Raw genomic sequence first — 26841 nt, forward strand, 5'->3', positions numbered from 1 at the left:
TATTTAATTACTCTTTAACTGCCCCAATTGTTAATCCATTTACAAAGTATCTTTGGAAGAATGGATAAGCGAAAATGATTGGTAAAGTTGAAATAACAACTATTGCCATCTTAGCAGTATCTTTTGGCATGTTCTTAGTAGCCTCTATAGCATTTGCACCAAGTGAAGTTGCATTGTTTGCTAAGAACTCCATTGAGTTTTCTAATCTTATTAATAAGTACTGTAATGGTATTAAGTTTGGTTCATCGATGTATAACATAGCATTGAACCAATCATTCCAGTATCCTAAAGTTAAGAATAATCCTATTGTAGCTATACCAGGAAGAGAGATTGGTAATACTATTCTTAAGAATAATCTCCACTCTGATGCTCCATCTATCTTAGCTGATTCTATGATAGCGTCTGGTACTGATGTTTTAAAGAATGTTCTTAATATGATTATATGGAATGAACTTACACACATTGGGAGTATAAGTGCCCATATTGTATTCTTCAAGTTCAAGAATCTTGTAACTACTAGGTATGAAGCAACCATACCACCTGAGAATAACATTGGTACAAAAATTACTTTAGTAAAGAATTTTCTGTAAGCAAAACTCTTTCTTGATAAAGCATATCCATACATTGACATTATACTTAATCCAATTAAAGTACCAACTATTGTAACTATAATTGTAACCCCATATGATGTCATAATTTGGCTACCTGATGAGAAAATATATTTGTAAGCTTCTAAGCTCCATTCTTCTGGTATAAATTTATATCCATTTAACTGTAATGATTGCTCACTAGTTAATGAGATAGCTATAACGAATACGAATGGCATTATTGCTAAGAAAGCTAATATTGCGAATAAAACATTTAATAAAAAGTTACTCTTTTTTGAGACAGCATTAAACTTGCTTACCTCTTCTTTCGGTTCCGCTTTTTTCTTAAGTCTTTTTTGTTTAATAGTTTCTAACACACATTACACCACCTTTTTTTAGAAGAATGCGTTTTCTTCATCTACTTTTCTTACTATAGCGTTAGAAGTTACGATAAGTATTAATCCTACAAATGATTGATATAAACTTGCTGCAGAACTCATACCGATATCTCCTAAGTTCATAAGACCTCTATATACATAAGTATCGATTACGTTTGTTACTGGATATAAAGCACCTGAATCTTTCGGTAATTGATAGAATAGACCTAAGTCCCCTCTGAACATACCACCGATTGAAGTTATGAACATTATGATCATTACTGGCTTTAATAATGGAACTGTTATATATTTTATTTGTTGGAACTTGCTTGCTCCATCTATCATTGCTGCTTCATAGTAACTCTTATCTATACCACATATTGAAGCTAAGTAAACAACTGTTCCGTATCCAACTGCTTTCCATTGACTCATAAAGATTATAATAAATGGCCAATATTTAGGTTCTGTGTACCATGAAATACCACTGCCACCCATTGATGTTATAATACTGTTAACATATCCTTTATCAGGGCTTAAGAATGCATATAAGCAATAACTTACAACAACCCATGATAAGAAATAAGGTAAGAACATACTACTTTGATAGAACTTAGCTAGTTTTTTATTTAATAACTCATTTAATAAAATTGCTAATGTTACTGGAAGTACTATTCCTAAAATTATAAATACAAGATTGTATAAAACTGTATTCTTAGTTATTAACCAAGCATCACTACTTTGGAATAAGAATTTAAAGTTGTCAAATCCAACCCACTCACTCTTCATTAAACTCTCAAAGAAGCCACCATGAATTCTCCATCTCTTAAATGCTACAACTACTCCAAACATTGGTAAGTAAGCAAATGCTAAGAACCATATTGCTCCCGGTATAGTAAGTAGTAAAAGTTCTTTATTGTTTTTAAAACGTTTCATTCTATCTTTCATTGTAAGCTTCTCTTTTGGAAGCTTTTTAGCTTTACTCTTCACACTTCTTCCCCCTTTTGTTGTAAACGTTTCTTACATTTAAAATATTAACACCATATACAATTTGGGAAAAGTTGAAAATATTTAGTTTTACTGTATAAATTTCAATTACCAACAAGTAAATAGCATTATATCCATAGAAAATCCAAATAATATATAATTTATATACTTTTTTATGGAATAAAAAAGAGCTAAAGAATACTCCCTAGCTCTAATTTTTTTTCATATTATTTCTTTAAAAATTAAATTCTCCACTTTTTCCACCTAGTTTTTTAACTAAATGTATATTTCCTATAACCATTCTTTTGTCCACAGCTTTACACATATCATAAATTGTAAGTGCAGCAATAGACACTCCAGTAAGAGCTTCCATTTCAACTCCTGTCTTATGAACTACCTTTGTAGTGGCAGTTATTATGATTTCATTTTTTTCTGAATCAATTTCAAATTCAATACCAGATCCTGTAATCATCATTGGATGACACATAGGTATTAAATTGCTAGTATTTTTCATTGCCATTATGCCTGCGACCCTAGCAACGCCTAAAACATCGCCTTTTCCTATCTGGCCTAATTTTATTAACTCTATGGTCTCACTAGATGCTTTTACAGTTCCTGTTGCAATGGCAACCCTCTCTGTTTCATTTTTATTACTTACATCTACCATAACTGCATTTCCTTTATTATCAAAATGAGTTAGTTTATTATCCATACTTATACTCTCCTATCCAATAAATATTTCCGTAAAAATTTCTATTTTATTCTCTTGATTATTTTATTATAAAAAAAAGTTAAAACTACTGAGATCACTACTATAAGTATTAATATCTTGTTTGCTAATCCTGAATCACCATTTTCAATGGCATAATACATAGCCATAGGAATTGTTTGAGTCTTTCCTTGAATATTTCCAGCAACCAAAATAGTTGCTCCAAATTCTCCAAAAACTCTTGCTATACTAAGTACAATCCCTGTATACAATCCTTTTTTAGAAAGAGGTAAACTTATAAGTCTGTATAATTTAAAGTCCGTTGCACCCATTTCTCTTGCAGCATTTTTTACATCCTCATTAACACCAATCAATGAAGTTTTTAAACTCTGATACATAATTGGTATTGAAACAACTATTCCAACAACAACTGCTCCTATCCATGTGAATATAATGCTCATGTCAAAATTATTATATAGAAACTCACCAATTATTCCCTTCTTGCCTAAAATCAAAAGAATCAAATATCCAACAGCAGAAGGAGGGAGAAACATAGGAAATATTATTATTGTTTCAACTATATTTCTAAATTTAAAATTCTTCTCTATCATTAAATAGCCAAGCAATATCCCTAAAATACAACTTAACAATACAGATACAAAAACAACCTTTAAAGATATTAAGAAAGCTTCTAATATCATTCTCTAGTTCACCTCAAAACCATACTCACTAAATACCTCTTTACTTTTACTATTTTCTAAGTAATTAATAAATTTCTTTGCCTCTTCACTATTTTTACTATTTTTTAGTAAGCATAACTCATATTCTATAGGTTTATGATAATCATTTGGTACTTCATAAATTATTTTACTATTTTTTAAGTCTAAAGCATCAGTTTTATAAACAAATCCAAGATTAGCTTCTCCATTTTCCACATATGTTTTAACACTTGTTACGCTTCTAGCAAAAACCAACTTACTTTCAATATCCTTAAAAATCCCTAATTTCTCTAAGCTCTCTTTAGCATATTGACCTGCTGGAACTGTGGATACATCACCCATAGCAATTTTACCTTCTGCAGTTTTAAGATTTTCTAATGAATTTATTTTCTGGTTATAATCATTATTTTCAATTAAAACTAGTTCATTCCTTAAAATTTTATAAGATTCATTTTTATTTACTAAACCTGAATCTATAAGATCTTGTGCATATTTAGTATTAGCCGAGAAGAATAAATCTACATCTGCTCCATCATCAATTTGTTTTTTCAATGTTCCTGATCCACCAACATTATATTGAACCTTTACTCCATATTCTTTTTCAAAATCTGCTCCTATTTTCTCCATAGGTTTTTGAAGACTTGCTGCAATACTTACAGTTAAGGTTTTATCACCATTATTCTTCGTACATCCTACAAATAATAATGATAACACTCCTATTACCATTATTATTGCTAGGCTCATTTTCTTGCACATTCACTTGCATCTCCTCTCAGAATATCTATTCCATGTTTTAAATCATCTAAAATATAATCCATAACTTCTCTACAGGCTTTTGGACTTCCTGGCATATTAACTATAAGAGTGTCTTTTCTTATACCAGCAGTTGCCCTAGAAAGCATAGCTCTTTTAGTTATTGTCATACTATAACTTCTTATTGCCTCTGGAATTCCTAAGGCTTCTTTTTCTATTACATCTTTAGTAGCCTCCGGAGTAATATCTCTTTTACTAAATCCAGTTCCTCCAGTTGTAAGTATAAGATCAACCTTTAATTCATCTGCCATATGAATCATCTCATCTCTAAGCATCTCTCTTTCATCTGGAAGCACTATGTATTTTTCTACTTCAAATCCTTTTTCTTTTGCAATATGAGCTATTACTAAGCCACTCTCATCTTTTCTTTCACCAGAATATCCCTTATCGCTACTAGTTATTATTCCTAATTTATACATCTTTAAAAAACACCTACCTTACTTTTATAAGTTTAATTTTAATATAATATTTTTCCTAAAACCACTTCAATTGTTTAAATTTTATCATTCAAAAACCTTGTAAAATGTGATTTTTATCACATATTTTCTAAACTTAAATATGAATCTTAATTACTTATTGCAGTTGATTTTCTTATTATTTACTTAATTTTAATTAAAAATATTATTTTTTTAACAAAGTTTATATAAAAAAGGCTGTACTCAAATTTATATATTTGAATACAACCCTATATCTTACTCTACTTTTAATTATTGTTGATTCTTAGATAGAACTCTAAGACCATCTTAATGAGTAGCTAGTATTGCATTAATAATTTTTTATATTTCTTAATGTTGATGGACAAACTCCATAATACTTTTTAAACTTTCTATAGAAATAACTAGTATCTAAATATCCAACCTTCTTAGCTATATCATTTATTTTCATATTTGTATTTAATATAAGTTCCTTAGCTTTCATATTCTTTGTTCTATTTAAATACTCAGAAAATGAACATCCTACTTCCTTAGTGAATATTTGACCTAAATAAGATGTATTTATATGATATTTTTGTGCTAGAGTTTTAAGGCTAACCTCTTCATAATAGTTTTCATTTACATAACTTATTATTTGTTGAATTACAGGACTATATTTTATAGTAGTTGGATGCATAAGTTCTATAACTTCTCTAACCTCACTGCATAATAAAGTTTTTATATCTTCTCTTGTATCCTCACTACAAAGTGCAATAATTTCTTCTCCTAAGCTATTTCCTGAATATTGTTTTTCAACTTTAAACTCTTCAACAACCTTGTCTAATAAGAATAATATTTTTACTGCTAAGTCATAGATATTTCTTGGAGTTAGATTTTTATCCTCAACAGTTTCTTCAATTATCTTTTCTGCTTCATCTATATCTTTAGCAATTATTCTTTTATTTAGCTTATCTAAAACTCCACTAAAGTTAATATTTTGCTCATTAATATCCTTAACATCCTCTATTGTTATACATTTGTTGTATCCTAAAGTAAGAACATATTTTTTTAGATTATTTGCTTCTTTATAGCTTTCACTAATTTTATAAAGACTCTCTACTGGCTCTCCTATACTTAAAAATACATCTATACCATACTCATTTATAATTCGTTCTTTTAAGGTATTATAATATTTCTTTATTGCCTCTTTATTTAAAGACTTATCCCAAGAATTTATTAAAATAAGCTCCTCGTCTAATGTATATATTATTTCGAAATTATTTTGAGTATTTTCTTTTATTACATCAACTATATTATGTAACACTTCTTCACTATCATATCTACTTCTAGTGTTTATAATACATAACGAATACATCTTGGAATCTAAATCAATATAAAAACTTTCTTTATTTTCCTCTATTTCTCCTTGATCTAATTTACCTTTAATAAGTTTAATAAGTAAATTATGCTTACTTAAGCTTGATTTATTTTCTTCTTTTTCTTGGTTTATTTTATTTATAGTATTTCTTAGAGTTTTCTCTAATTCTTCTTCATCTATAGGTTTTAATATATAATTTTCAACCCCTAATTCTATTGCTTTTTTAGCATAAGAAAAATCGTCATATCCACTTAATATTATAAATTTTACATCTGAATTAATTTTCTTTAATTCTTTTAATAGTTCTAATCCTGTAACCTGTGGCATATTTATATCAGTTACAACTATATCAACTGGATTTTCATTAAACTTATCTATGGCTTCTTGTCCATTACTTGCCTTATTTACAATCTCTAAGCCAAGTTCTTCCCACTCAATAATATTCTCTAGTCCTTGTAAAATTAAATTCTCATCATCAGCTAGCATAACCTTGTACATATTACTATTCCACCTCTCTAAGTGGGAACCTTAAAATCATATTAGTTCCCTTATTCTCTTCACTAGTAACAGTTAACCCATAAGGCTCCCCATATTTAATTTTAATCCTTTCATGAACATTTAGCATCCCTATCGATTTACTAGAATGATCACATTCTCTAATTCTCCTATTTATATCATCTAATTTTTCTTTAGGAATCCCCCTACCATTGTCTATAACCTCGACAACTATGTCATCTAAATGTTTATAAATATATATTCTAAGTTCATTATCATCTCTCTCTAATCTTATACCATGAACAAAATAGTTTTCGATTAAAGGTTGAAGAGTGAACTTAACAATCCCCTTATCATATAAATCTTCTTCACACTCTATACTAAATTTAAATTTTTCATCATATCTAAATTTAAATAACTCTAAATACTTATTACAATATTTTATTTCTTGATCAATTGAAACTATGAGCTTACCTTTAACTTGATTCCTAAACAAAAAGGCTAAGCTATATAGCATTTTTCCAACTTCCTTATCTCCATTACAAATAGCTTTCATCCTTATAGACTCTAATGTGTTGTAAAGGAAATGCGGATTAATTTGATTTTGAAGTGCTACAATCTCAGCTTCTCTTTGATGAAGTTCTGCTAAATAGCTTTTTCTTATATGATCATTTAACCTTTGACACATTTTATTAAAGTTATCAGCAATAAAAGTTATCTCATCATTTTCATGTCCTAAAGGAATATGTGTGTCTATCTCTCCATTTTCAACTTTTTCCATAGCTAAAATAAGTTCATCCATTCTTTTACTTAAATTTTTAAATTTTAGGTAAAGAACACACTCTGCAATTATGAATAAGAAAAGACTAACTAAAAAAGCCGATATCTTAAATACTAAAGGAATTTTAGTTGCATCACTTGTTTTTATTCTAACTACAGATATTAATCCATTATTATCAGGTAACATGTCAACATAATAATTTTCTTCTAGAGTTACTTCTTGATTTCCTATTTTTAATCTATCAAAGTATGGATAATATTCATAATCATATTTATTTTCGGAATCATATAAAACCATACCATTTTTATTTAATATAAGAACCTCTGAATCAGTATCTCTATATTTCTTTATTATATTTCCAATTGAACTTATATCATAAGTGGTTATAAGCATTCCCTCTGATTTTAAAGATGCTGAATCTCTTATCTCATTACTTATGTTAATCTCATCTTTTTTATAAATTGTGTTTTCAAGCTCACCATTATTTAATAACTTATTTGAATTAAAAGGATAAGTCTTTATTTCACCTTTTCTATTGAAAATTGATATCTCATTTCTTGAATAACTAACAAAAGATATATTCTTTAAAAAATTATTTAGTTGAAATGAACTCTTAACAAAATTTTCTATACCATTATAATAAAGTTTATCACTTGCACTATAATAATCTAATTTTCCTTTTATATAGTCAACTAAATCCGTATTTAAATAATTAATAACATCATTTAATCTAAATTCATCTTCATAAAGCATATTCATTATTGTTTTAGATGTGCTGTTATTATATTCTAAAGTTTCATTTACATCTTGCAGTATTTTCTCATTTATATAAAGAGTATTTCTCTTAACCTCTTCTGAAGTCTTAGTTAAGAAATATAAATATAAAATGCTTACTACAGATAATATCACTATTGTGTACGTTACAAATAACCTTCTGTAAAGATTTGATTTGCTAAATCTCATTTAAATCCCCTTTTCCCCTATATTATCTTAGTCAATTTTTATTAAATCACATTCCCATCTATCTGAAAAGCTTATCAAATTATGACATTTTATTGTTTTCATGTATTTTTTATGGTTTCCTTTAAAATTAATGCATATTTAATTGTTTTTATATATTACTTATCTTAAACTATAATTAGAAAATAGTAAAACCATTACATTATTTTATGGAGTGATAAAAATGAGTGAATTTTTTAATCTTGAAAAACTACTTACTTTTTTTAATTATATCTTTTGGTTTTTTATGCTAAATATATTTTTTTCTATATTGAATATACCTGTAATCTTGTTCTTCCTATTTGTAGGAATTAGAAATGTAACAACTTACTTACCACTGTTTTTAATTTCTTTAATTCCTTTTGGAGCGAGCTTTACAGCTTTACTTTATTGCATGAGAAAACTTGTAAAATACAAAGATTTAGACTTGTTTAGTGACTTTATTAAGGGACTAAAATACAACTGGAAGCAATCTACTTTAATGTGGTGTGGAGAATTAATTTTAATATTCCTTTTCAGCTTTAACTTAAGAATATTCTCAACAGTTTATTATAATTTAATTCTTAGTTGTGTATTTATAGTTTTAATTGTACTAACTTTATTAGCTACAACTTATATGTTTGTATTAATTTCGAGATTTTCTATGAGTCCAATGGAAATTTTAAGAGCTAGTGTAATATTAACTTTTACTAAACCAATTATTTCTATAGGAAATATAGTAGTATTTTTATTTGCACTTATGCTATTTGAAATTAATCCTGGAACAACAGTAGTCTTTATGGCAAGCATAGTATCTTATTTAGTAATGTTTTTAAATAAAAATCTTTTAGAAAGCTTAGAGACAAAGAGTTCTCAAGCATAAATAAAAGCCAACCTATGTTGGCTTTTATTTTTTTATAAATTTTACACAAAGCCGTAATATTCCTATATAATAACAATGTTGTACTTGAACAGAAAATTATTTCATATTACAATATACTTATTATGTCTTCATATATATGTTTAGAACTGATGAAGTTTAAGGAGGAAACTAAATTGTATAAATTTGTAGAGATAAATTCATCAGAAATTGATAAATTTAATGAATCTAATAGAAAAGGTCACATATTTCAAACATCTTATTGGGCTGAATTAAAGAAAGATTGGAAATCAAAATTCGTAGCTGGGTATGATAATGATAATAACGTAGTTATAACTGCTACTATTCTTTTAAGAAAAGCTCCATACATAAATAAATATATGGGATACATTCCAAGAAGTTTTACATGTGATTATAATAATAAAAAATTATTAATAGAATTTACTGAATATCTAAGAGATTTTGCTAAAAAGAATAATATAAGCTTTATAACAATAGATCCAGATATACACTTAAACGAAAATGAAAAAGAACTTACAGAAGGTGCTGAAATAAAGAACTTCTTAAAGAGCTTAGGTTACAAAAATACTGATAGTAAAAACTTTGAAGCTATACAACCTAACTTTGTATTTAGACTTCCACTTCCAACTGAAGGGGATAAGATGGACATTAAAAAGGCTGTATTCAAAAAGTTCTCTAGTAAAACTAGATATAATATAAAGGTTGCTGAAGAAAGAGGTTTATCAGTTGAAGTTTATGACAAAGAAACTTTAAACGAAGATGTCTTAGATAGATTCCACGAAATAATGGTTACAACTGGTAAAAGAGATAACTTCTTAGTAAGACATAGAGAATATTTTAAAGACATGATAGATTACTTATACCCACATTGTAGATTATATATGGTTAAGTACAGCTACGAAAATGACTTTAGTAGATTATCAGAAAAATTAAAAAAACAAGAAGATGCTAAAGTTAAAGCTCTTAAGAAAATAGAAGAGCTTAAAGTTAAATTCGATGCTGAGACTGATGAAGATAAGAAGTCTAGAGTTGAAAAGAAATTAAATGACCAAGATAAGAGACTTAAAGAAGCTGAAAGACAAATAGAAGGATTCCAAAAGAAAATTGCTGATATAGAACCTTTCAAAGGACAAGAAATATATCTTTCAGGTTCAATATACCTATACTATGGAAATAAAGCATGGTATCTTTACGGTGCTTCAGAAAATATCTTAAGAGATACAATGCCTAACTTTGCTATGCAATGGTCAATGATTTGTGACTCTATAGATTTAGGTTGTGATGTATATGACTTTAGAGGTGTTTCTGGTGATTTAAATCCTGAAAACCCACTATATGGACTTTATAAATTCAAAAAAGGATTTAATGGAAATTTCGTAGAATTCATAGGAGAGTTTGATATTGTTGTTGATAACGGAATATATACACTTTATAAAAAAGCTTTCCCACAATTCAAAAAAATCAGAAATGCTATAATGAATAAAAAACAATAATAAAAAGAGTGCTACTGCACTCTTTTTTGTTATTTTAAAGTGAATATATGTTTTTTAACTAATATGAATTTTTAGATATAACTATAAGGCCATCTTAATGAGCGATTATTTTTTTGAGGAAATAGCCTAAATTTAAATTCACCTAAAACAGAACTTAAATTAATTGATGTTTTTCATTGAAGAATGTTTTATAACCTTGTTGAACTAATATTATTACGCTTAGAGATACACTTCCTACAATACCAAGCATTACGGCTATTTGATACATGATAGCTGTTATAGGATTTATTCCAGCTAAAATTTGTCCTGTCATCATTCCAGGCAAGAAAACTATTCCCATACCTATCATTGAATTTATTGTAGGTAAAATAGCTGCATCAAATGACTTATTAACTAATCCTCTACATGCCTCTTTAGTTGTTATCCCTAGCATCAATAATGTCTCTATATTTTCACGCTCTGATTCCATACCATTTATTAAAGTTGTTATCCCTAAAGATATTCCTGTCATAGAATTACCAATTAACATACCAGCTAAAGGTATTACATAGCTTGGATCATACCAAGTTGGTAACTTTATAACAACTAAAATAAAATAACTTAAACTACTTAAAGTTCCTATAATTATTGAGTATGAAATTATTTTTTTTAATCTCTTATCTTTAATCTTACATTTTTTTATTATATTATTTATAGCAAAGCATTCCATGAGTAATATTGCAATAACTGTATATATTGGATTTATGTTTTCAAATAAATATGTTAATATATATCCCATTGCTATAAGTTGCAAAGTCATTCTGATTGAACTTATAAGAATTTCTTTTTCTCTATTTATCTTTTTAACCTTAACTATTAAAAGTAATATTAATATAAATACATAAGCACTTATTATTTGAAGCAAACTTAAATTTACATAGCCACTATCCATAGTATTCTCCCTTACTCCCCTAAAACTTTTCCCTTTATAACTTCTATTGTTCTTTCAGAATAAATATTAGCTAACCTTAAATCATGAGTAATTATTATTAATGAAAGTTCTCTTTCCTTTGCAAAACTAATTATATTCCTAAAAACCATCTCTGAGTTTTTTTCATCTAATGATGCTGTTGGTTCATCAAGCATTAATACATCACACTGTAAAGCTAATGCTCTTCCTAATATTAATCTTTGTTTTTCTCCACCAGATAACTTTTGAGCTTTTTCATCTAAACTCTTTTCTAAACAAACTACCTTTAATATATTCTTTAAAATCTCATCATCTACTAAAGTTTCTTTTCTAAGTTCAAGTCCTTTTAATAAATTTTCTCTAATAGTTCCATCAAAAATAATTATATTTTGAGGCACCATTACTACTTTTTTTCTAAGATCTATAGGATTTATTTTATTTATATTTTTTCCCTTATAAAATATATCTCCATTATTGGCACTTATCATATTATTAATTAACTTTAGCAATGTACTCTTTCCACTTCCACTTTCCCCAACAATAAAAGTTATCTTCTTTTCTTCAATATTTAAGTAATCTACCGATAATATTCCCTTATATCTTACCTTCTCTAAGCTAATCACCTTAATTCCCCCTAATCCATTAAAATTTAAGATTAATACAGCATATTTATTTTTGATTTTTAAAAAATAAATAGTATAATATAATAGAAAACATTAATAACAATCGATTTTCGATATCGCATTTATATATATTGTATTATAGGAGATGACCCCATGCAAGAAAAAGTTTTAAGAAAGCTATTTTTAGGTTTTATACATATTCATATTTTACATCATGCAAAAGTTGAACCCTTTTTCGGCTCAAAGATGATTGAAGAACTTCGTGAACATGGATATTCTATGAGCCCAGGAACTCTTTATCCAATACTTCACAATATGGAACGTGATGGTCTACTACTGAGAAAAGATAGACTAATTGATGGTAAGATAAGAAAATATTATAGTATTACAGTAGAAGGTAATGAAATATTAGAAGAAGCTAAAAAGAAGGCCTTTGAATTATTTACAGAAATAAAATAAAAAGCTTTTGAAGTAAATGTTAATTTTTAGCTAGTTCTTCATATCTAGCTTACAGTTCTATCTAAAAATCAATACTAGTTTAAAACAAAGTAAAAAAACTATAGTGGCATAGAAACTTTGCTCTAAGCCATTATAGTTTTTATTTTTGATTAGTCTCTATTTAATTAACTATAAATCTTTCAAGAAACTGTTTTGTTCTTTCATTCTTAGGATTTTTAAATATTTCCTCAGGAGTTCCTTCTTCAACAACAACTCCTCCATCCATAAATATAACCCTATCTGCTACATCTCTAGCAAAACTCATTTCATGAGTTACTATTATCATTGTTTTATGTTCTTTAGCTAAGTCTTTTATAACAGCTAAAACTTCTGCTACTAATTCTGGATCTAAAGCTGATGTAGGTTCATCAAAAAGAGTAACATTAGGATTTATAGCCATAGCTCTTGCTATACTAACCCTCTGTTTTTGCCCTCCAGATAAAGTACTTGGATAATTGTCTTTTTTATCAACCATTCCTACTTTCTTTAAGTTCTGTAAAGCAACTTCCTCAGCTTTCTTCTTATCCATTTTATCTACTACAATTAATGCTTCCGTAACATTTTGTAATACTGTCTTATTATTAAATAGATTGTAATGTTGAAATACCATTGCTGATTGTTTTCTTAAAGTATTTATTTCTTTTTTAGTAACTTTTTCAGCATTAATTTTAACATCTCCAACTTGGATTTCTCCTTTATCTGGTGTCTCTAAGTAGTTTAAGCATCTTAAAAATGTTGATTTACCAGAACCAGACGGTCCAATTATAACAACTACTTCGCCTTTTTTAACCTCCATATTAATATCCTTTAATACTTCTAGGTTACTATAGCTTTTTTTAATATTTTTAACCTTTATCATGACTTCTCTCCCCCTTTACTAATAAACTGAAAGTTTCTTTTCTAAAATCTTTTGTAGATAGTTAAAGAAGCCTATGATTATCCAGTACATAATCGCTACAACTACGTAACTTTCAAAGAACTTGTAACTAGCCGCAGCTTCCATTTGAGCCTTAGCTAAAAGTTCTACAACCCCTAGAGTAAATGCTAAAGAAGAACCTTTTACTGTATCTACAAAGATATTTCCTAAAGGTGGTACAGCTATTCTAAAGGCTTGTGGTAAAACAATTCTTCTTAAAGCTTGAGCTCTTGTCATACCTAATGAAAGACATGCTTCCATCTGTCCTTTATCTATAGCATCTATTGATGATCTTAATATCTCTGCTATATATGCAGATGCATTAAGTCCTAATCCTATTAATGCTGCAGTATATGCACTCATATTTTGAAGTGCAGGAATTACCTGTGGTATACCAAAATAAAGTAGGAATAATTGTACTAAAAGAGGAGTTCCTCTAAAGAATGATATGTAAATCTCAGCTATTTGCTTTAGTACAGGAATTTTATAAATTCTTATCATTGCAAGAGCTATTCCAACAACTAATCCTAATATCATACCAAAAACTGATAAAGATATTGTTACATTAACCGCTTTTAATAACATAGGCACTAAATCTAATGAATACATAAAATCAAAACCTATGCTATTATTATTTTTATTATTTATCACTTGATTATTATTTTCTTGATTATTAGGAACAGTAACATTCATTCCTAACCACTTTTCAGAGATAGCTTTAAGCGTTCCATCTTTTCTCATCTCATCTAAAGCTTTATTAACATTTGCTGATAAATCCTTACCTTTTTCATTCTTAACAAATGGGTAAGCATTCTCGATCTTATCTATTGGTTCTCCAGCTAACTGTAAGTTTAAATCTTTTTCCTTTATAGCAGCTATAGCTGATACCCTATCTATTACTACGGCATCTATTCTTCCAAGTAAAAGTTCATTAAAAGCCGCATCGGTATTTTGATAAGTTATTACTTTAATATCTCCATTTTTGTCTTTATCCTTAACTATTTGCTCATAGTTACTTCCAAGGTCTACTCCAACCTTTTTACCATTTAAATCATCAAAAGACTTAATTGAATCATTACCTTTTTTAACTATTATTTGAGCTCCACTATATACATATGGTTCTGAGAAATAATACTTTTCTTCTCTTTCTGGTGTTACACTTATTTGGTTCGCTATTGTATCAACTTTTCCACTCTCTAACATTCCAAATAATCCGCTGAAAGAAGCTGTTTTAAACTCAACATCATATCCTAATTTCTTTCCTATTTCATTCCATACATCAACTTCAAATCCCTTAAGTTCTCCACCCTCTAGAAAAGTAAATGGATAATATGTTCCTGAAGTTGCTACTGTTATTTTTTCTTTATTAGTACTATTTTTTTGAATGTTATTACTAGTATTGTTAGTATTGCTACACCCAACTAATACAGTCATTAAAATACTTATTGTTAGAAATAATAACATTAATTTTTTCTTCATTAGCTTAACCTCTTTCCGTTTTAATATAGTTTAAATTATATTAATTCCCATCGAAATTGTCAACTTTTGATTTCGCTTTATATTAATTATATTTTGGATTTATATAGAAATTATGTATTTTAAAGAATAAAATGAATATAATGAATTATTTTTAAATAAGGATGGATATTTATGAAAAAAAATTTAATCTTTTATTTCTCAACTTCAGGGAATTCACTTTATACAGCTAAACAAATTGCTACTCATTTAAAAGATGTCGAAATCATTTCAATAGTTGATGCTTTTTATAAAAAAGATTTTTCTTATGAAGCAGAAACAATAGGTTTTGTATATCCAATTTATGCTGGAGGACTGCCTCCTATGGTAAGCGATTTTATCTCTAAATTAAAATTAAATAAGGATGTTTATATTTTTGCAGCTGAATGTACCGGTGGCGGAAAAGGTATAACTTTTACCATGATTAATACTTTATTATCACCTAAAGGTCTTTCTCTATCTAATGGTGAAAAATTCTTACTTAATTCAAATTATATTAGAATGGGGAGAAATCCCAAAGTAGAAGAAGATGCTAAGAAGGTAATTGATTCAAATAATCTTAAAGTAGAAAATTTCATGCTTTCTATAATTAATAGAGAAACTAAAGATTTAAAAGAAAAACATGCAAAGATAAATTTACTTTTCTATAATCTTTGGAAAGATAAATTTAAAAATAAAGATAAAAACTTTAATACTAACGAATTATGTACAGGCTGTGGAATTTGCGCTAAAATTTGTCCAAATAAAAATATAGAAATTATAAATGAAAAACCTAAATGGGAAGGGAACTGTTGCGATTGTATGGGATGCATAAATAATTGCCCTCACAAATGCATAAACATAGGAAATAAAACTCAAAAGAAAAATAGATATAAAAATCCATATATAAAAACTTCTGAACTTCTTAGAAAAGATTAAACATAAAAATAACTTAGTAAAAAAGATAAATTACTTATTACTAAGTTATTTTCCTATATTTTAGGTTATGTTTTAAACTAATGTAGATTTTTAATTCTTCATATCTAGCTAAAAATCAACCTTAACCTAAAACAGAGCATTACTTTAAATTCTCTAAAGAGTTTTTTATCTTTTTTAACTTTATAATTGATTTCTTTAACTCATTAAAAATAAACTCATCTTCTATAGAAGCATACATAAATGTAAGTTTATCTTTTAAGTTTATTAACTCCATATAATCTTCAAAATCACATTCTTTTGTTATATTTTTTTCACTAAGTACTTTAAAAGTTTTCTCAATATGCTCTGGCATAGCCCATCCATTTGAAACAACGATGTAATTTGATAGATCCACCATTGCCTCAACAGAACTTCTTAATAAATATTTTGTACTATCAATGTTTTTAAAATCCTTTAAAAATGCATCTTCCTCTAATCTATTTAGTATTTCTAGCTTTTTAATATTCTCACATATAAATTTTAAATCTTTGTTTACCCTATTTTTATCTACTGCCATACTATTTCACCTACTCATTTGTATTTCTTAAATATATTATATATCATAATTCTAAAATTTATTTCTTTTAAATATATTTAACATTGAATTTTTATCTCTAAAAATCAACACTAGCTTTAAGAGTACTTAAATAAAATTAAAAAGGAGTAAGATGCTAAACAAACAACTTACTCCTTCCCTATTAAATAAAAGCACCAAATAATTTAAACAAACTCATATTAATTAAACTACCTAATACCTTTATTTAAGATGAAAACTCTAAGATTAATCTTTTTAAAACCATCAAAGAGCTTCCATACATTAGAATATATCCATCTTATCTCAGTAAAAGTAAACATCTCTTCTGATTAAGACTTCCTTATTCTAAAATCTTAGTTACGCCACTTCCGTAAGAAAATTAATCCTTACCTTGCCATACACTAAGATTTTTAAATGTAACTTTCGGCAGACATCTTTATTTAGCAATGCTCATTATCATAAATTAGTTATGGAATGAGGTGAATCTAAATAAATTCAACTAAAATTCAATTGAAGTAAGAACTTATTATGAATTAAGTCTAATGTTATCTCCTCCACGTTACAATATTATATTGTCCTTTTTTTAAAATTATATGCATGTAATTATTGATTAAATTCTAAAATTTTAAAATTAAATATTTCATTTTTTTCTGTTTTATATTCAGCTATGATTAAATACCTACCATCTTTACTCCAAATGACTTGCGGTTTATATCTTTCACAACTACTGGCTGAACTTGATTCATACTCATAAACCTTTATTGCACCATTAGGTTTTCCTTCCTTTATATCAATAACTTTTATTTCTCCCATTCCATCATACTTTAAATGATGAAAAATTTTATCTTTACTTGGAGATAATATCTCATTTAGCCATACCTCTTGAGAATATTCATGTTGAAATAAATCAGAAAAAATTTTTTCTCTTAAATTTATAACCCTTATTTTCCCTCCTTCTGATGTGCCAATTTCAACCAAAATATTTTCTTTGTCTAAACTACATATATCATAATAACTATCTCCAATATGCTGTAGCCCTCTCTCTTCATTTACCTTCTTTTTTTCTAAATCAACACTATAAATTTTGCTTGGAAACTGACTTCCCCACTCTTTAGTTCCTGTCAAATAAATTTTATTATCAACTATTCCTATAATACTTGAAATATGCTGATTTTTTGATATTTTAACATTATCCCAAATTTCTTTTTCAAAATCATACCATCTTATTTCTTTATATCTACTATCATCATCTGAAAACAACTTTATTTTTCCAGGATCTCTCCTTATAAAAAACAGAAGTTTATTTTCAATAATATCACTATACTCATATTCTCCGTAAGTTTTTTGAGCCATTTCATCTTTATTAAACTTGTCCAAATTAACATGAAAATCTTTATTATAATCACTATCGAAGAACTTTCCTTTTCCATTTCCTAAGTCCTCATATTTATAGCCATAGGTATATTCTTCTTCATTTATTTCCTCTTTTATTGTTTCATCCTTTAAGTCATTACATTTAACTTTTTTAGCCGTTCCCTCTTCAAATATAATTTTATACTTTTCTATAATCTCATAATCATTATTTCTTTTTTGTAAATATAATTTCTCATCATTCTTAACTAACTCACCTGAAATTCCTTCTGTATCATTAACTTTAAAGTTAAATTCATTTAATACATGAAATTCAGAATTGTTCTCTTCTTCAATAAAGTTATGAAATAAAGCCCCTTTATTTTCTTCCTCTCTAAAATCTACAAGTAAAACAACTACTATTATTAAAGCTAAACTAAATAAAAGCCATTGTAGTAAATTTCCCTTTTTCATATAAACTCACTCTCACATTCTCTTAATATACTATTAGCTTATCTCTAAAACCTTTATATTAGATATTCTAGAACCAGTTTGTTCTCTTACCCCTATAATTAAATATTCCCCATCATTGCTCCATAAAATATGTGGTGTTGGATCACTATAATATTCTCCATATTCATTTATTAAATCTGCCTTATTATATTCATATTCATAAACTTTTCCCTCAGCTATAACCTTGTTATTACCTATTTTCAAAACTTTAACTTCCATATTATTTCCATTTTGGGAAAGATAAAAAATTTTATCTCCTGAAGGGGATACTTTCTGTGATAAAAAGAATCTCTCTCCATCTATTTCATAATTGCATAAATCTGCTGTAATCTTATTTCTCAAATCTACCATTTTAATTTTCTCACCACTATTACTCATAACATGAAATAAAATTTTTTCTTTATTTAAAAAAGCTAAATCATAATAAGCTTCTCCTTTTTCCAATAAATCAACTTCATCTTTTAAAACTTTTTCTTTTAAATCTAAGGAATAAATTTTGCTTGAAAACTGTTCTCCCTTCATACTATTTCCTAGCATAAAAACTTTACTATCTACAACTCCTATCAAAGTTCCACTTAAATAAACTTCTTTAGGTACCTCAATACTATCCCAAAATTCATTGTCAAAATCGTACCATCTTATTTCTTTATAATCTCCATCCTTTTCTACATTTCCCTCTCCTAAATAAAACTTTCTATCCATTAAAAATAACAAATAGTTTTCTAAAACATAATACTCCTCTGACTCCGTAAGAGTATTTTCTGCAAATTTATCCTTATTAAATTTTTCTATATTAACTACTTCTTCTTTTCCATAATCCTTACTAAAAACTCTCCACTTTCCATTTCCTAAATCCTCAAATTCACAGTTACTTAAAATAAACTCAATATCTCTGAGGTTTGGAGATTCTTTTAAATTTTCTACTTCAACTCTTTTAGAATTTTCTCCTTCAAAAATAATTTCCTCTGTTTTTAAAATATCTCCCTCCCTATTTCTAGTCTCTAAATAGAGTTTTCCATCTCTTACTAACAAATACTCATAATTATGAGATCCTTCTTCTAATTTAAAATCATATTCTTTAAGAACCTTTATTTTATTATTTTCTGAGTCATCAATAGCATTATTAGATAAGATATATAATTCTCCTCCGTATTTATTAGTATTTTCATATCTCATAAGAGAATTAATTAATAGACCTGTAGTAACAATTCCCGCTAAAACTAATAATAAAACCTTACCCTTTTTCATAAATACCCCTTTCTAAAATTTTCTCTTTTATTTCCTTACTCTTTGTTTTTATTTTATACAGGAGTTTTTTCTAAAAAATTAAATCTTATTTCCAAAATGTTTCTAAAATTATTTTTTTATAATAATTCCCTAAAATTTATACTAGATAACATCTCATTTAAAGACTATTTTTTTAACTAGTATTGATTTTTAGATAGAACTGTAAGATCCTCTTAATAAGTACTCAATATTACATTATTCTGAAGTAGATAATATCAATACTTTGCAAAATTAAGTTAAGTCTACGGGAATATCTAAAAATCAACACTCAACTAAAACATAGCCTATTTGAAAATAATCATAACCTTCACCTTATCATTAGAATAACTAAAAGAAATATCTCCATTATATTTTTTTACTAACTCTGAACATATATAAAGTCCTAAACCATTCCCCCCTAATTCTCTAGATTTTTTAGTATTTTCTCTATAGAATGGTTCAAATATTTTTTCTAATCCCTCATTGCTAATCTCATCACTGAAATTCTCTATCTCTATATATCTTTCTTCTTTATTTTTAAATAGATTAACCTTTATCTCAGTACCTTTTATTGAATACTTTATTGCATTATCTAAAAGATTTATAATAACTCTACGTATTTCATCTTCTCTACACATAAACTCAACATCTTCTAAATTCTTAGAAATGTATATATCATGTTTTTCTCCCTTAACTTTAAAATCTTCACATAACTCCTCTATTAATTTTTTTAGATTTATATTTTCAAATTCTCTATTTTCTATATCACTTTTATTTTTAGAAACTTCAATCAAACTTACTATAAGCTCATGCATTCTTTTACTTTCTTTATCTATTCTTTCTAAAGCAAATATTCTAAACTCATCATCATTAAAATCTTCTTCCATCATAATTTGAGCATATCCCGAAATATTAGTTAATGGCGTTTTTAATTCATGAGTAATATTATTGAAAAATTCTGTTCTGGTTTTTTCTAAGGTTAAAACCTTTTCCTTTTCTTCATTTATTTTCTCAATTTGTTCTTCAATCTTATTAGCCATTTTATTTACACCTTTAGCTAAATCTCCTATCTCATCTTTTGAATTAACTTTTAAATTTATCTTATAATCTCCATCACCAATTCTCTTAAAGGAATTTTTTATATAGCTTAAAGGATTTACTATCTTTTCAAAAAGAAAATAAGTAAAAATTAATACAAGCAAAAATGTTATTAAAACAATAATTTTTATATTGCTCATTAACCCCATTAAATCTAAATATTCCTTTGAATAATCTTTGCTTAAAAGTATATTACCTAAAAAATTTTCATCAATATAAGCCGGAAAAGCTAAGTATGCTGTAACACGATTTTTATTTCTATAAATATTCAAAGCTGCCTTATTATTATTTGCCTCTTCTAAAACATCTTCTACTCCATCTTTTCCATAATTAAAAGAAATTTCATCCAAATAATAGCTATATTCTTTCTCTAAAGATTCATTAAAAACATCAATTTGACAGTTTCCTTGTTCACTAATATTATTTGATATTTTAGGAATATATCTATTGAAATTTATTTTATTTCCTTCAAGGTTATTTGCCTGAAAATATAATCTTAAGACACTATAACTACTTTTATATAAAGAATCCATTTCATTTTTAATTTTATTTTCATGATAATTAATAAAAGCTCTATTTAAGAAACAGTTTAAAATTATAAATGCAATTAAGAATATTATTAAAAATCCTCCTGAAAATTTATGTTTAACTTTCATCTTTTTCACCCTTAAACATATATCCTAACCCAAAAATAGTTTCTATTATTTCCTCATTTTTAAGCTTTTGTCTTAATCTTCTCACATGAACATCAACAGTTCTAAAATCTCCAAAATACTCATCTCCCCATACACCATCTAATATTTGATCTCTAGATAGGGCTATATTAGGATTGTCCAAGAAATACAATAAGAGTTCTATTTCTTTTGGTTTAAACTTTATCTCTTCTTCATTTAAATAAACCTTTCTTGACTGTCTTTTTATTTTAATATCTCCAATTATCAATTCATCTTTAACTAGTTTTTTATTATTTTCCCTTAAAAATTTATCTTTTCTTCTTAAGGCTACTTTTACTCTTGCGACACATTCTCTTATATCAAAAGGCTTAGTTATATAATCATCTGCTCCTAATTCAAGTCCTAAAACCTTGTCCACAATATCATCTCTTGCTGTAAGCATTATAATATTTGCATCCAATTTATTTAATTCTCTACAAACATCAAAACCACTTATATCTGGTAACATTAAGTCTAAAAGAACTAAACTAGGATCAAAACTCTTAAAAATCTCTATGCCTTGCAATCCCTTATCAACACATCTAACCTTAAATCCTTCTTTCATAAAGGAATATCTTAAAATATTTTGAATATCTGGTTCGTCTTCAATTATTAAAATTCTTTCTTCCATAAATCCGCTCCTTAAATTAAGACTCATTTTAATTTTACTATATTAGGAAGTTTCAATTGTTATCAACTCTTTACCAAAATAAAAAACTTCTATCTAAACTCTAGATAGAAGTTTTTTTATTCTACTCATTAAATTCTAATATCTTATAATTTTCTGCTTCCCCATTAAAATTAATTTTCTCACTTATAACTAATTTTTTACCATCTTTGCTCCAATTAATATGAGTTTTATCTCCTTTATAATACTCATATACTTTTCCTTCAGCCTTAACTTTATCATCTTCTCCAATTATTAATACCCAAACTGAAACTACTCCCCCTTGTTCAATTTCATAAAAAAATCTATCCTTTGAAGGAGATAAAGTTTCATTAAGCATATAAATTGAATCATTAGTGTAATATAGATTTTGGTCCATTAACTCACTAAATATTTTATTTTTAAAATCTAATATTCTTACTACAGTATTAGGATTAGGAACATTGGTAAATATGATTTTATTATCATTTAAATATTCGTAATCTAAATACGCAGCTCCTTTAACTTCTAAATTACTTTCTTCTCTTAATTTTGCAGTCTTTAAGTTTAATGAATAAATTTTTTCATTTACTTCATCAAATTCTTTACCTTTTACATCATATGATAATGTAAATAATTCATCATTATTAAATCCTATTATAATAGTACTTACATTCATATCATCTTTAAGATCTATTTTGTTCCATTCCTCAGTTTTTAAATTATACCATTTGATTTCTTTAAACTCTCCAATATGATTTTTATTTTCTTTATAATTTGGATTCTTTAAAAACACTATTACATAATCACCTATAATGAATCCATCTTGCCCACCAGCTAATATTGATTTAACTTCTTTATCATTACCAAACTTTTCTTTATTTACTGTTACTTCTTTACCAGTTTGAATATTTTCTATACTCTCTTTTTCATCTCCTATATCATTTACTATATACTGATAAGGAGCATATATCATTTTACTTTGATCAATAGGTACTGTCTTATCATAGATTAAACCGTCAGGTATTGATTTTAAACTCTCTTCTTTTGTAACCTTTATTTCTTCCTTTTCTTTATTAGCTTCTTCTAAGGAAATAACCTTCCATCCATTATTAATACTTCCACAAGAAATAAGCACACTAACTAATAACATAATAGATATCATAATTAAAACTTTTAAACTTCTCTTTTTCTTCATATGTACTCCTTAAACACTAATTTTTCTCTAAAATCACTCATTTAATGTAATAAATGTAATAAATGTAATTTAAAGAATATTTTACTACCTATAATCTATATTAGCGTACTTTTGTATTTAATTCTATATCTTGTTTTAGATTAAATTCATTAGTTTCAATAAAAAAGGAAAGTTGTGAGTTAAAATTTTAACTCACAACTTTCCTTTGTGTGACTAAACTCGCTGTCACTTGTCGACCCTTAATAATAATTAATTATTAAGTTAGGTTAAGTTTTGCCTATGCAAATTGTAACTTTGGAAAGCCCTCGTGACTTCCTCCCTGTTACATTATTATATTGCCCAGCGAAAATAAAATTATGCATTATTTTTTATTTTTTTATTGATATATTATTCCATCAACATTAGCTAATATATCATCTATTTGATAATCATTTATATTTAGATTTATATTTTTTCCTCTTAAATTAGCTATAAGCTCATTCTTTTCATCCTCAAATATTGATGATTTCTGTATGCTAGCTATGAATTCATCTAGCCTATAAAGAATACATAATCCTTCAGTAGCTCCAACTACACTGCATATACTTCCTGTTGATTTCCATTCAGTCATATCAAGTTCTGAAAAATCTACTTTTTCACAATAAAGAGAAATTTTTTCTTGATAATATCTGTTTACATAGGCCTGAGCCATATCACTTTCTTCAAAACCAATAACTCTTCCTTCAGGCATAACTAAAACATAATTATTTACTGGCGCTTCATATGGGTTCATATCAATTCCTCCTAAAGCTTGTTTATTTTATTTTAGTTTTTCCTTCTCTTTAAGCCCTTATACTTATATAGTTTTGGAATATAAAATTCCATTTTTAACATATAACAAAACCTAATATTTTAATTAAGCTTTATTTTAATATTGATTTTTAGATAGAACTGCAAGACCATCTTAATAAGCAGTTAGTATTGCATCTCCTATAGCTAGTAACTCTAAGATTCCAGCTTATTCAAGCTGTCATTAAGAGTTCCTACGCTCTAGATAAATTCGACTAAGATTCAGAGTTCGCATAAGCTCTCTCTGAATTAAGTCTCATTTTATATACGTAAGAATAATAGCGTTAAGAAGCTTTTTCTGTTTAAACGTAATCAAAAAGGAATACAATCTCATTTTATTCAAAGGTGTAAGTTCAAAACGCAAAATTAAAATTTTGATTTTCACTTAAAATTAAGTTAGGTCTGAAGGCTAGTGAAAAAGCAACATAGTTTAAAATATAGCTTTTTCTTAAAATATATAATTATCACTTTCTATATCAATTATTTCTGCATCTGTATTCTCTTCCACAAAGCTTATTAAATGTTCTAAGGTTGAATCAACTTGTTTAGAATCTCCACATACAACTGATATACCTATAACTATGGTTTGATGAATATCCTGTTCATCAACTTCTCCAACAGAAATATTAAATTTATTTTTTAATCTTTGAACTATACTCTTTACTACCATTCTTTTTTCTTTTAGAGAATGTACCCAAGAAGCTCTTAAAGTTATTCTTAAATTTAAAACTCTCATATAATCACCTATTTATATTCTCATAAGAATATTATTTATTTCTTCACTTACAGTACGTCTTTCATTTTCTATCCACTCTAAATCAAAATTTAAATTAAACCTCTTACTAAATGAATAGTACATATTAACCATTTGATAGTAAGTTTCCAAATCATATAATGTTCCTGAATAACATTGAGGTTTAAAAATTTCCTCTTGATCATTTAAAAATAATTGATCTACAAAATTTAAAAATTGATTCATTAAATCATCCTTAGATATATCAAAAGGAATCTTTAAAAGTTCCCATTGTATTTCCTCAAGAAGCTTATATGGTTTTAATCTTTCTAATATTATTAAATATTCACTTATATCCATTTTTCTATAGTAAGGAACCTCACTTTTTTTCGTACTCCATAAGGCTAATTTTTCATTTAAAGGTAGACTAGTTATTTCTAATATTGCATCTGATGGACCTAAAACAGCCCTTTTTATAATAATATCTTCTTCTTCAAGCCTTTCTTCAATAAACTCTTTATTATCTCTATATGTAGCTACATATCCAGTATTGTATATTCCCTTTCTTCCAGCTCTTCCTGCAATTTGTTTAACCTCTTGAGAAGTTAATTCTCTCATTTGTTCTCCATCAAATTTACTTATTGATAAGAAAACAATTCTCTTTATTGGAAGATTAACGCCCATACCAATTGCATCAGTTGTTATTAAAATCTTATTTTTTCCTGTAATAAATTCCTCATATTGTTTTCTTCTAACCTCTGGAGGTAAATCTCCATAAATTATTGAACATTTAATCCCCATTTGTGAGTATTGTTCTGCCATTTGAAGAACTTTTTTCTTAGAAAATAAAACTATAGCATCTCCCTCTTGAACATCCGCAGGATGAAAACTTTTATCCTCCACAACTAATGGAATATCCCTATGATATTCTATAATTTCATACTCATCTCCACAGTCTTCAATTATTTCTTTTAATATATTCTTAGCGTTAAAAGCTCCACATATATGTATCTCATTGCAATATAATCCCAGCAAAGCTCTAGTCCAAGCATATCCTCTTTGAGAATCATTTATCATTTGTATTTCATCTATTACTGCCACATCATATCTTTCATGAATATTAGCTTTTTCTATAGTACATGATACATGAGTTGCATCTTCAAATAATATCTCTTCTTCTCCAGTTAGTAAATTACATTTAACGCCTTCATTATTTAATCTTTCAAAGTTTTCTAAGGCTAAAATTCTAAGTGGTGATAAATATACACCTTTTTTTACCTCTTTTAACCTTTGCATAGCTGTATAAGTTTTTCCTGTGTTTGTTTCTCCTAAATGAAGATAGAATTTTCTTTTTAATCTTCTTGTATGAAGATATTCATCCTTTGGATTTGCTGGGAATTTTTCATCAAACTCTCTTGATATTAATTCTGGAATATGATGTTTTACCAAAAGAGTCATTATTCCTGAATTTAAAAATACATTATAGTTATTTCTAAGCACCTCATAAAAATCAAAATTTGTGCCATTTTTATTGTTATAGCCTTCTAAAATTCTTTTACCTACTTCTTCTAATAATTCTTCATATCTATCATAAAGAGCTTCATATCCTTTTAAGCCGTGGTCTTTCATCTCTTTTAATTGTAATATTTTTTTTCTTAAAGTTGATTCATGTTCAAAAAGCGCTCCAGCTTTTGAATGCCTTACTATATTTTCTATTTGACTTATCTGTCCAGATAACTTTTTATACTCCCTTTGAGCTGCATTTTTTTTCATTAAAATTCCTCCAAGTTAAAATTTTCTATTATTTAACCTATAGCTTAATTGTAATCTTTTTCTATTAACATAACAAATCATTTAATTTTTATCTTTCTAATA

Annotated in this window: 25 protein-coding genes; 4 read left to right on the top strand and 21 right to left on the bottom strand. The window is 26.9% G+C overall.

The genetic code is table 11. The features are described 5' to 3' along the window. Positions 1-7: 7 nt before the first annotated feature. From AC2A4K_RS13940 to AC2A4K_RS13975, 8 genes are all read right to left on the bottom strand, one after another. Complete coding sequence (locus tag AC2A4K_RS13940; protein WP_322503093.1) at positions 8-964, bottom strand: carbohydrate ABC transporter permease; 957 nt, start codon at positions 962-964, stop codon at positions 8-10. An 18-nt stretch (positions 965-982) separates the two neighbouring features. Next, positions 983-1951, bottom strand: coding sequence for an ABC transporter permease (locus AC2A4K_RS13945; RefSeq protein WP_322503094.1), 969 nt, complete (start codon positions 1949-1951; stop codon positions 983-985). A gap of 232 nt (positions 1952-2183) precedes the next feature. Beyond that, positions 2184-2660: a cyclic pyranopterin monophosphate synthase MoaC gene (gene moaC, locus AC2A4K_RS13950; RefSeq protein WP_322503095.1), complete on the bottom strand. Its 477-nt coding sequence runs from the start codon at positions 2658-2660 to the stop codon at positions 2184-2186. A 41-nt stretch (positions 2661-2701) separates the two neighbouring features. Then, entirely contained in the window at positions 2702-3358 is a 657-nt protein-coding gene (gene modB, locus AC2A4K_RS13955; protein ID WP_322503096.1) for a molybdate ABC transporter permease subunit, read from the bottom strand. A 3-nt stretch (positions 3359-3361) separates the two neighbouring features. Beyond that, on the bottom strand, positions 3362-4132 hold the full coding sequence (modA, locus tag AC2A4K_RS13960; protein ID WP_322503097.1) for a molybdate ABC transporter substrate-binding protein: 771 nt from the start codon (positions 4130-4132) through the stop codon (positions 3362-3364). Then, positions 4117-4608, bottom strand: coding sequence for a MogA/MoaB family molybdenum cofactor biosynthesis protein (locus AC2A4K_RS13965; protein ID WP_322503098.1), 492 nt, complete (start codon positions 4606-4608; stop codon positions 4117-4119). The genes modA and AC2A4K_RS13965 overlap by 16 nt, the downstream gene beginning before the upstream one ends. A 346-nt stretch (positions 4609-4954) precedes the next feature. Then, entirely contained in the window at positions 4955-6478 is a 1524-nt protein-coding gene (locus AC2A4K_RS13970; RefSeq protein WP_322503099.1) for a response regulator transcription factor, read from the bottom strand. 4 nt (positions 6479-6482) lie between these two features. Further along, positions 6483-8219, bottom strand: coding sequence for a sensor histidine kinase (locus AC2A4K_RS13975; RefSeq protein ID WP_322503100.1), 1737 nt, complete (start codon positions 8217-8219; stop codon positions 6483-6485). A gap of 220 nt (positions 8220-8439) precedes the next feature. Here AC2A4K_RS13975 and AC2A4K_RS13980 point away from each other — a divergent pair, with 220 nt between their 5' ends. Together AC2A4K_RS13980 and AC2A4K_RS13985 are read left to right on the top strand one after the other, a co-directional pair. Next, on the top strand, positions 8440-9117 hold the full coding sequence (locus tag AC2A4K_RS13980; protein ID WP_322503101.1) for a DUF624 domain-containing protein: 678 nt from the start codon (positions 8440-8442) through the stop codon (positions 9115-9117). A 173-nt stretch (positions 9118-9290) separates the two neighbouring features. Further along, positions 9291-10628, top strand: a complete 1338-nt coding sequence (locus AC2A4K_RS13985) for a lipid II:glycine glycyltransferase FemX (protein ID WP_322503102.1) — start codon at positions 9291-9293, stop codon at positions 10626-10628. 154 nt (positions 10629-10782) lie between these two features. Here AC2A4K_RS13985 and AC2A4K_RS13990 read toward each other — a convergent pair whose 3' ends face one another. Together AC2A4K_RS13990 and AC2A4K_RS13995 are read right to left on the bottom strand one after the other, a co-directional pair. After that, positions 10783-11559 carry an ABC transporter permease gene (locus AC2A4K_RS13990; protein WP_322503103.1) on the bottom strand — a complete coding sequence of 259 codons (777 nt, stop codon included), beginning with the start codon at positions 11557-11559 and terminating at the stop codon, positions 10783-10785. 11 nt (positions 11560-11570) lie between these two features. After that, the gene (locus AC2A4K_RS13995; protein WP_322503104.1) at positions 11571-12200 is read right to left on the bottom strand and encodes an ABC transporter ATP-binding protein; all 630 of its coding nucleotides are present in this window, start codon (positions 12198-12200) and stop codon (positions 11571-11573) included. Between the two features lie 153 nt (positions 12201-12353). Here AC2A4K_RS13995 and AC2A4K_RS14000 point away from each other — a divergent pair, with 153 nt between their 5' ends. Further along, the gene (locus AC2A4K_RS14000) at positions 12354-12659 is read left to right on the top strand and encodes a PadR family transcriptional regulator (protein ID WP_322503105.1); all 306 of its coding nucleotides are present in this window, start codon (positions 12354-12356) and stop codon (positions 12657-12659) included. 160 nt (positions 12660-12819) lie between these two features. Here AC2A4K_RS14000 and AC2A4K_RS14005 read toward each other — a convergent pair whose 3' ends face one another. Next, positions 12820-13557: an amino acid ABC transporter ATP-binding protein gene (locus tag AC2A4K_RS14005; protein WP_322503106.1), complete on the bottom strand. Its 738-nt coding sequence runs from the start codon at positions 13555-13557 to the stop codon at positions 12820-12822. 18 nt (positions 13558-13575) lie between these two features. Next, positions 13576-15093: an ABC transporter permease subunit gene (locus tag AC2A4K_RS14010; protein WP_322503107.1), complete on the bottom strand. Its 1518-nt coding sequence runs from the start codon at positions 15091-15093 to the stop codon at positions 13576-13578. Positions 15094-15264: 171 nt separating this feature from the next. Between AC2A4K_RS14010 and AC2A4K_RS14015 the strand changes: the two genes are divergently transcribed. Further along, positions 15265-16047 carry an EFR1 family ferrodoxin gene (locus AC2A4K_RS14015; protein ID WP_322503108.1) on the top strand — a complete coding sequence of 261 codons (783 nt, stop codon included), beginning with the start codon at positions 15265-15267 and terminating at the stop codon, positions 16045-16047. Between the two features lie 139 nt (positions 16048-16186). Here AC2A4K_RS14015 and AC2A4K_RS14020 read toward each other — a convergent pair whose 3' ends face one another. The 9 genes from AC2A4K_RS14020 to AC2A4K_RS14060 all read right to left on the bottom strand — a co-directional run bounded on the left by AC2A4K_RS14020 (position 16187) and on the right by AC2A4K_RS14060 (position 26739). After that, positions 16187-16603, bottom strand: a complete 417-nt coding sequence (locus AC2A4K_RS14020) for a DUF86 domain-containing protein (protein WP_322503109.1) — start codon at positions 16601-16603, stop codon at positions 16187-16189. 621 nt (positions 16604-17224) lie between these two features. Beyond that, positions 17225-18445 carry a hypothetical protein gene (locus tag AC2A4K_RS14025; protein WP_322503110.1) on the bottom strand — a complete coding sequence of 407 codons (1221 nt, stop codon included), beginning with the start codon at positions 18443-18445 and terminating at the stop codon, positions 17225-17227. Between the two features lie 33 nt (positions 18446-18478). Further along, positions 18479-19732, bottom strand: a complete 1254-nt coding sequence (locus AC2A4K_RS14030) for a hypothetical protein (RefSeq protein ID WP_322503111.1) — start codon at positions 19730-19732, stop codon at positions 18479-18481. A 323-nt stretch (positions 19733-20055) separates the two neighbouring features. Beyond that, the gene (locus tag AC2A4K_RS14035) at positions 20056-21504 is read right to left on the bottom strand and encodes a sensor histidine kinase (protein WP_322503112.1); all 1449 of its coding nucleotides are present in this window, start codon (positions 21502-21504) and stop codon (positions 20056-20058) included. Beyond that, entirely contained in the window at positions 21494-22192 is a 699-nt protein-coding gene (locus tag AC2A4K_RS14040) for a response regulator transcription factor (protein ID WP_322503113.1), read from the bottom strand. The genes AC2A4K_RS14035 and AC2A4K_RS14040 overlap by 11 nt, the downstream gene beginning before the upstream one ends. A 121-nt stretch (positions 22193-22313) precedes the next feature. After that, positions 22314-23405, bottom strand: coding sequence for a hypothetical protein (locus tag AC2A4K_RS14045; RefSeq protein WP_322503114.1), 1092 nt, complete (start codon positions 23403-23405; stop codon positions 22314-22316). Positions 23406-23781: 376 nt separating this feature from the next. Next, positions 23782-24177, bottom strand: a complete 396-nt coding sequence (locus AC2A4K_RS14050) for a hypothetical protein (protein WP_322503115.1) — start codon at positions 24175-24177, stop codon at positions 23782-23784. A gap of 504 nt (positions 24178-24681) precedes the next feature. Further along, on the bottom strand, positions 24682-24969 hold the full coding sequence (locus tag AC2A4K_RS14055; RefSeq protein ID WP_322503116.1) for a DUF503 domain-containing protein: 288 nt from the start codon (positions 24967-24969) through the stop codon (positions 24682-24684). 12 nt (positions 24970-24981) lie between these two features. Then, entirely contained in the window at positions 24982-26739 is a 1758-nt protein-coding gene (locus tag AC2A4K_RS14060; protein ID WP_322503117.1) for an SUV3 family DEAD/DEAH box RNA helicase, read from the bottom strand. Between the last annotated feature and the right edge of the window lie 102 nt (positions 26740-26841).

It is taken from the genome of Clostridium sp. LIBA-8841, assembly GCF_057782475.1.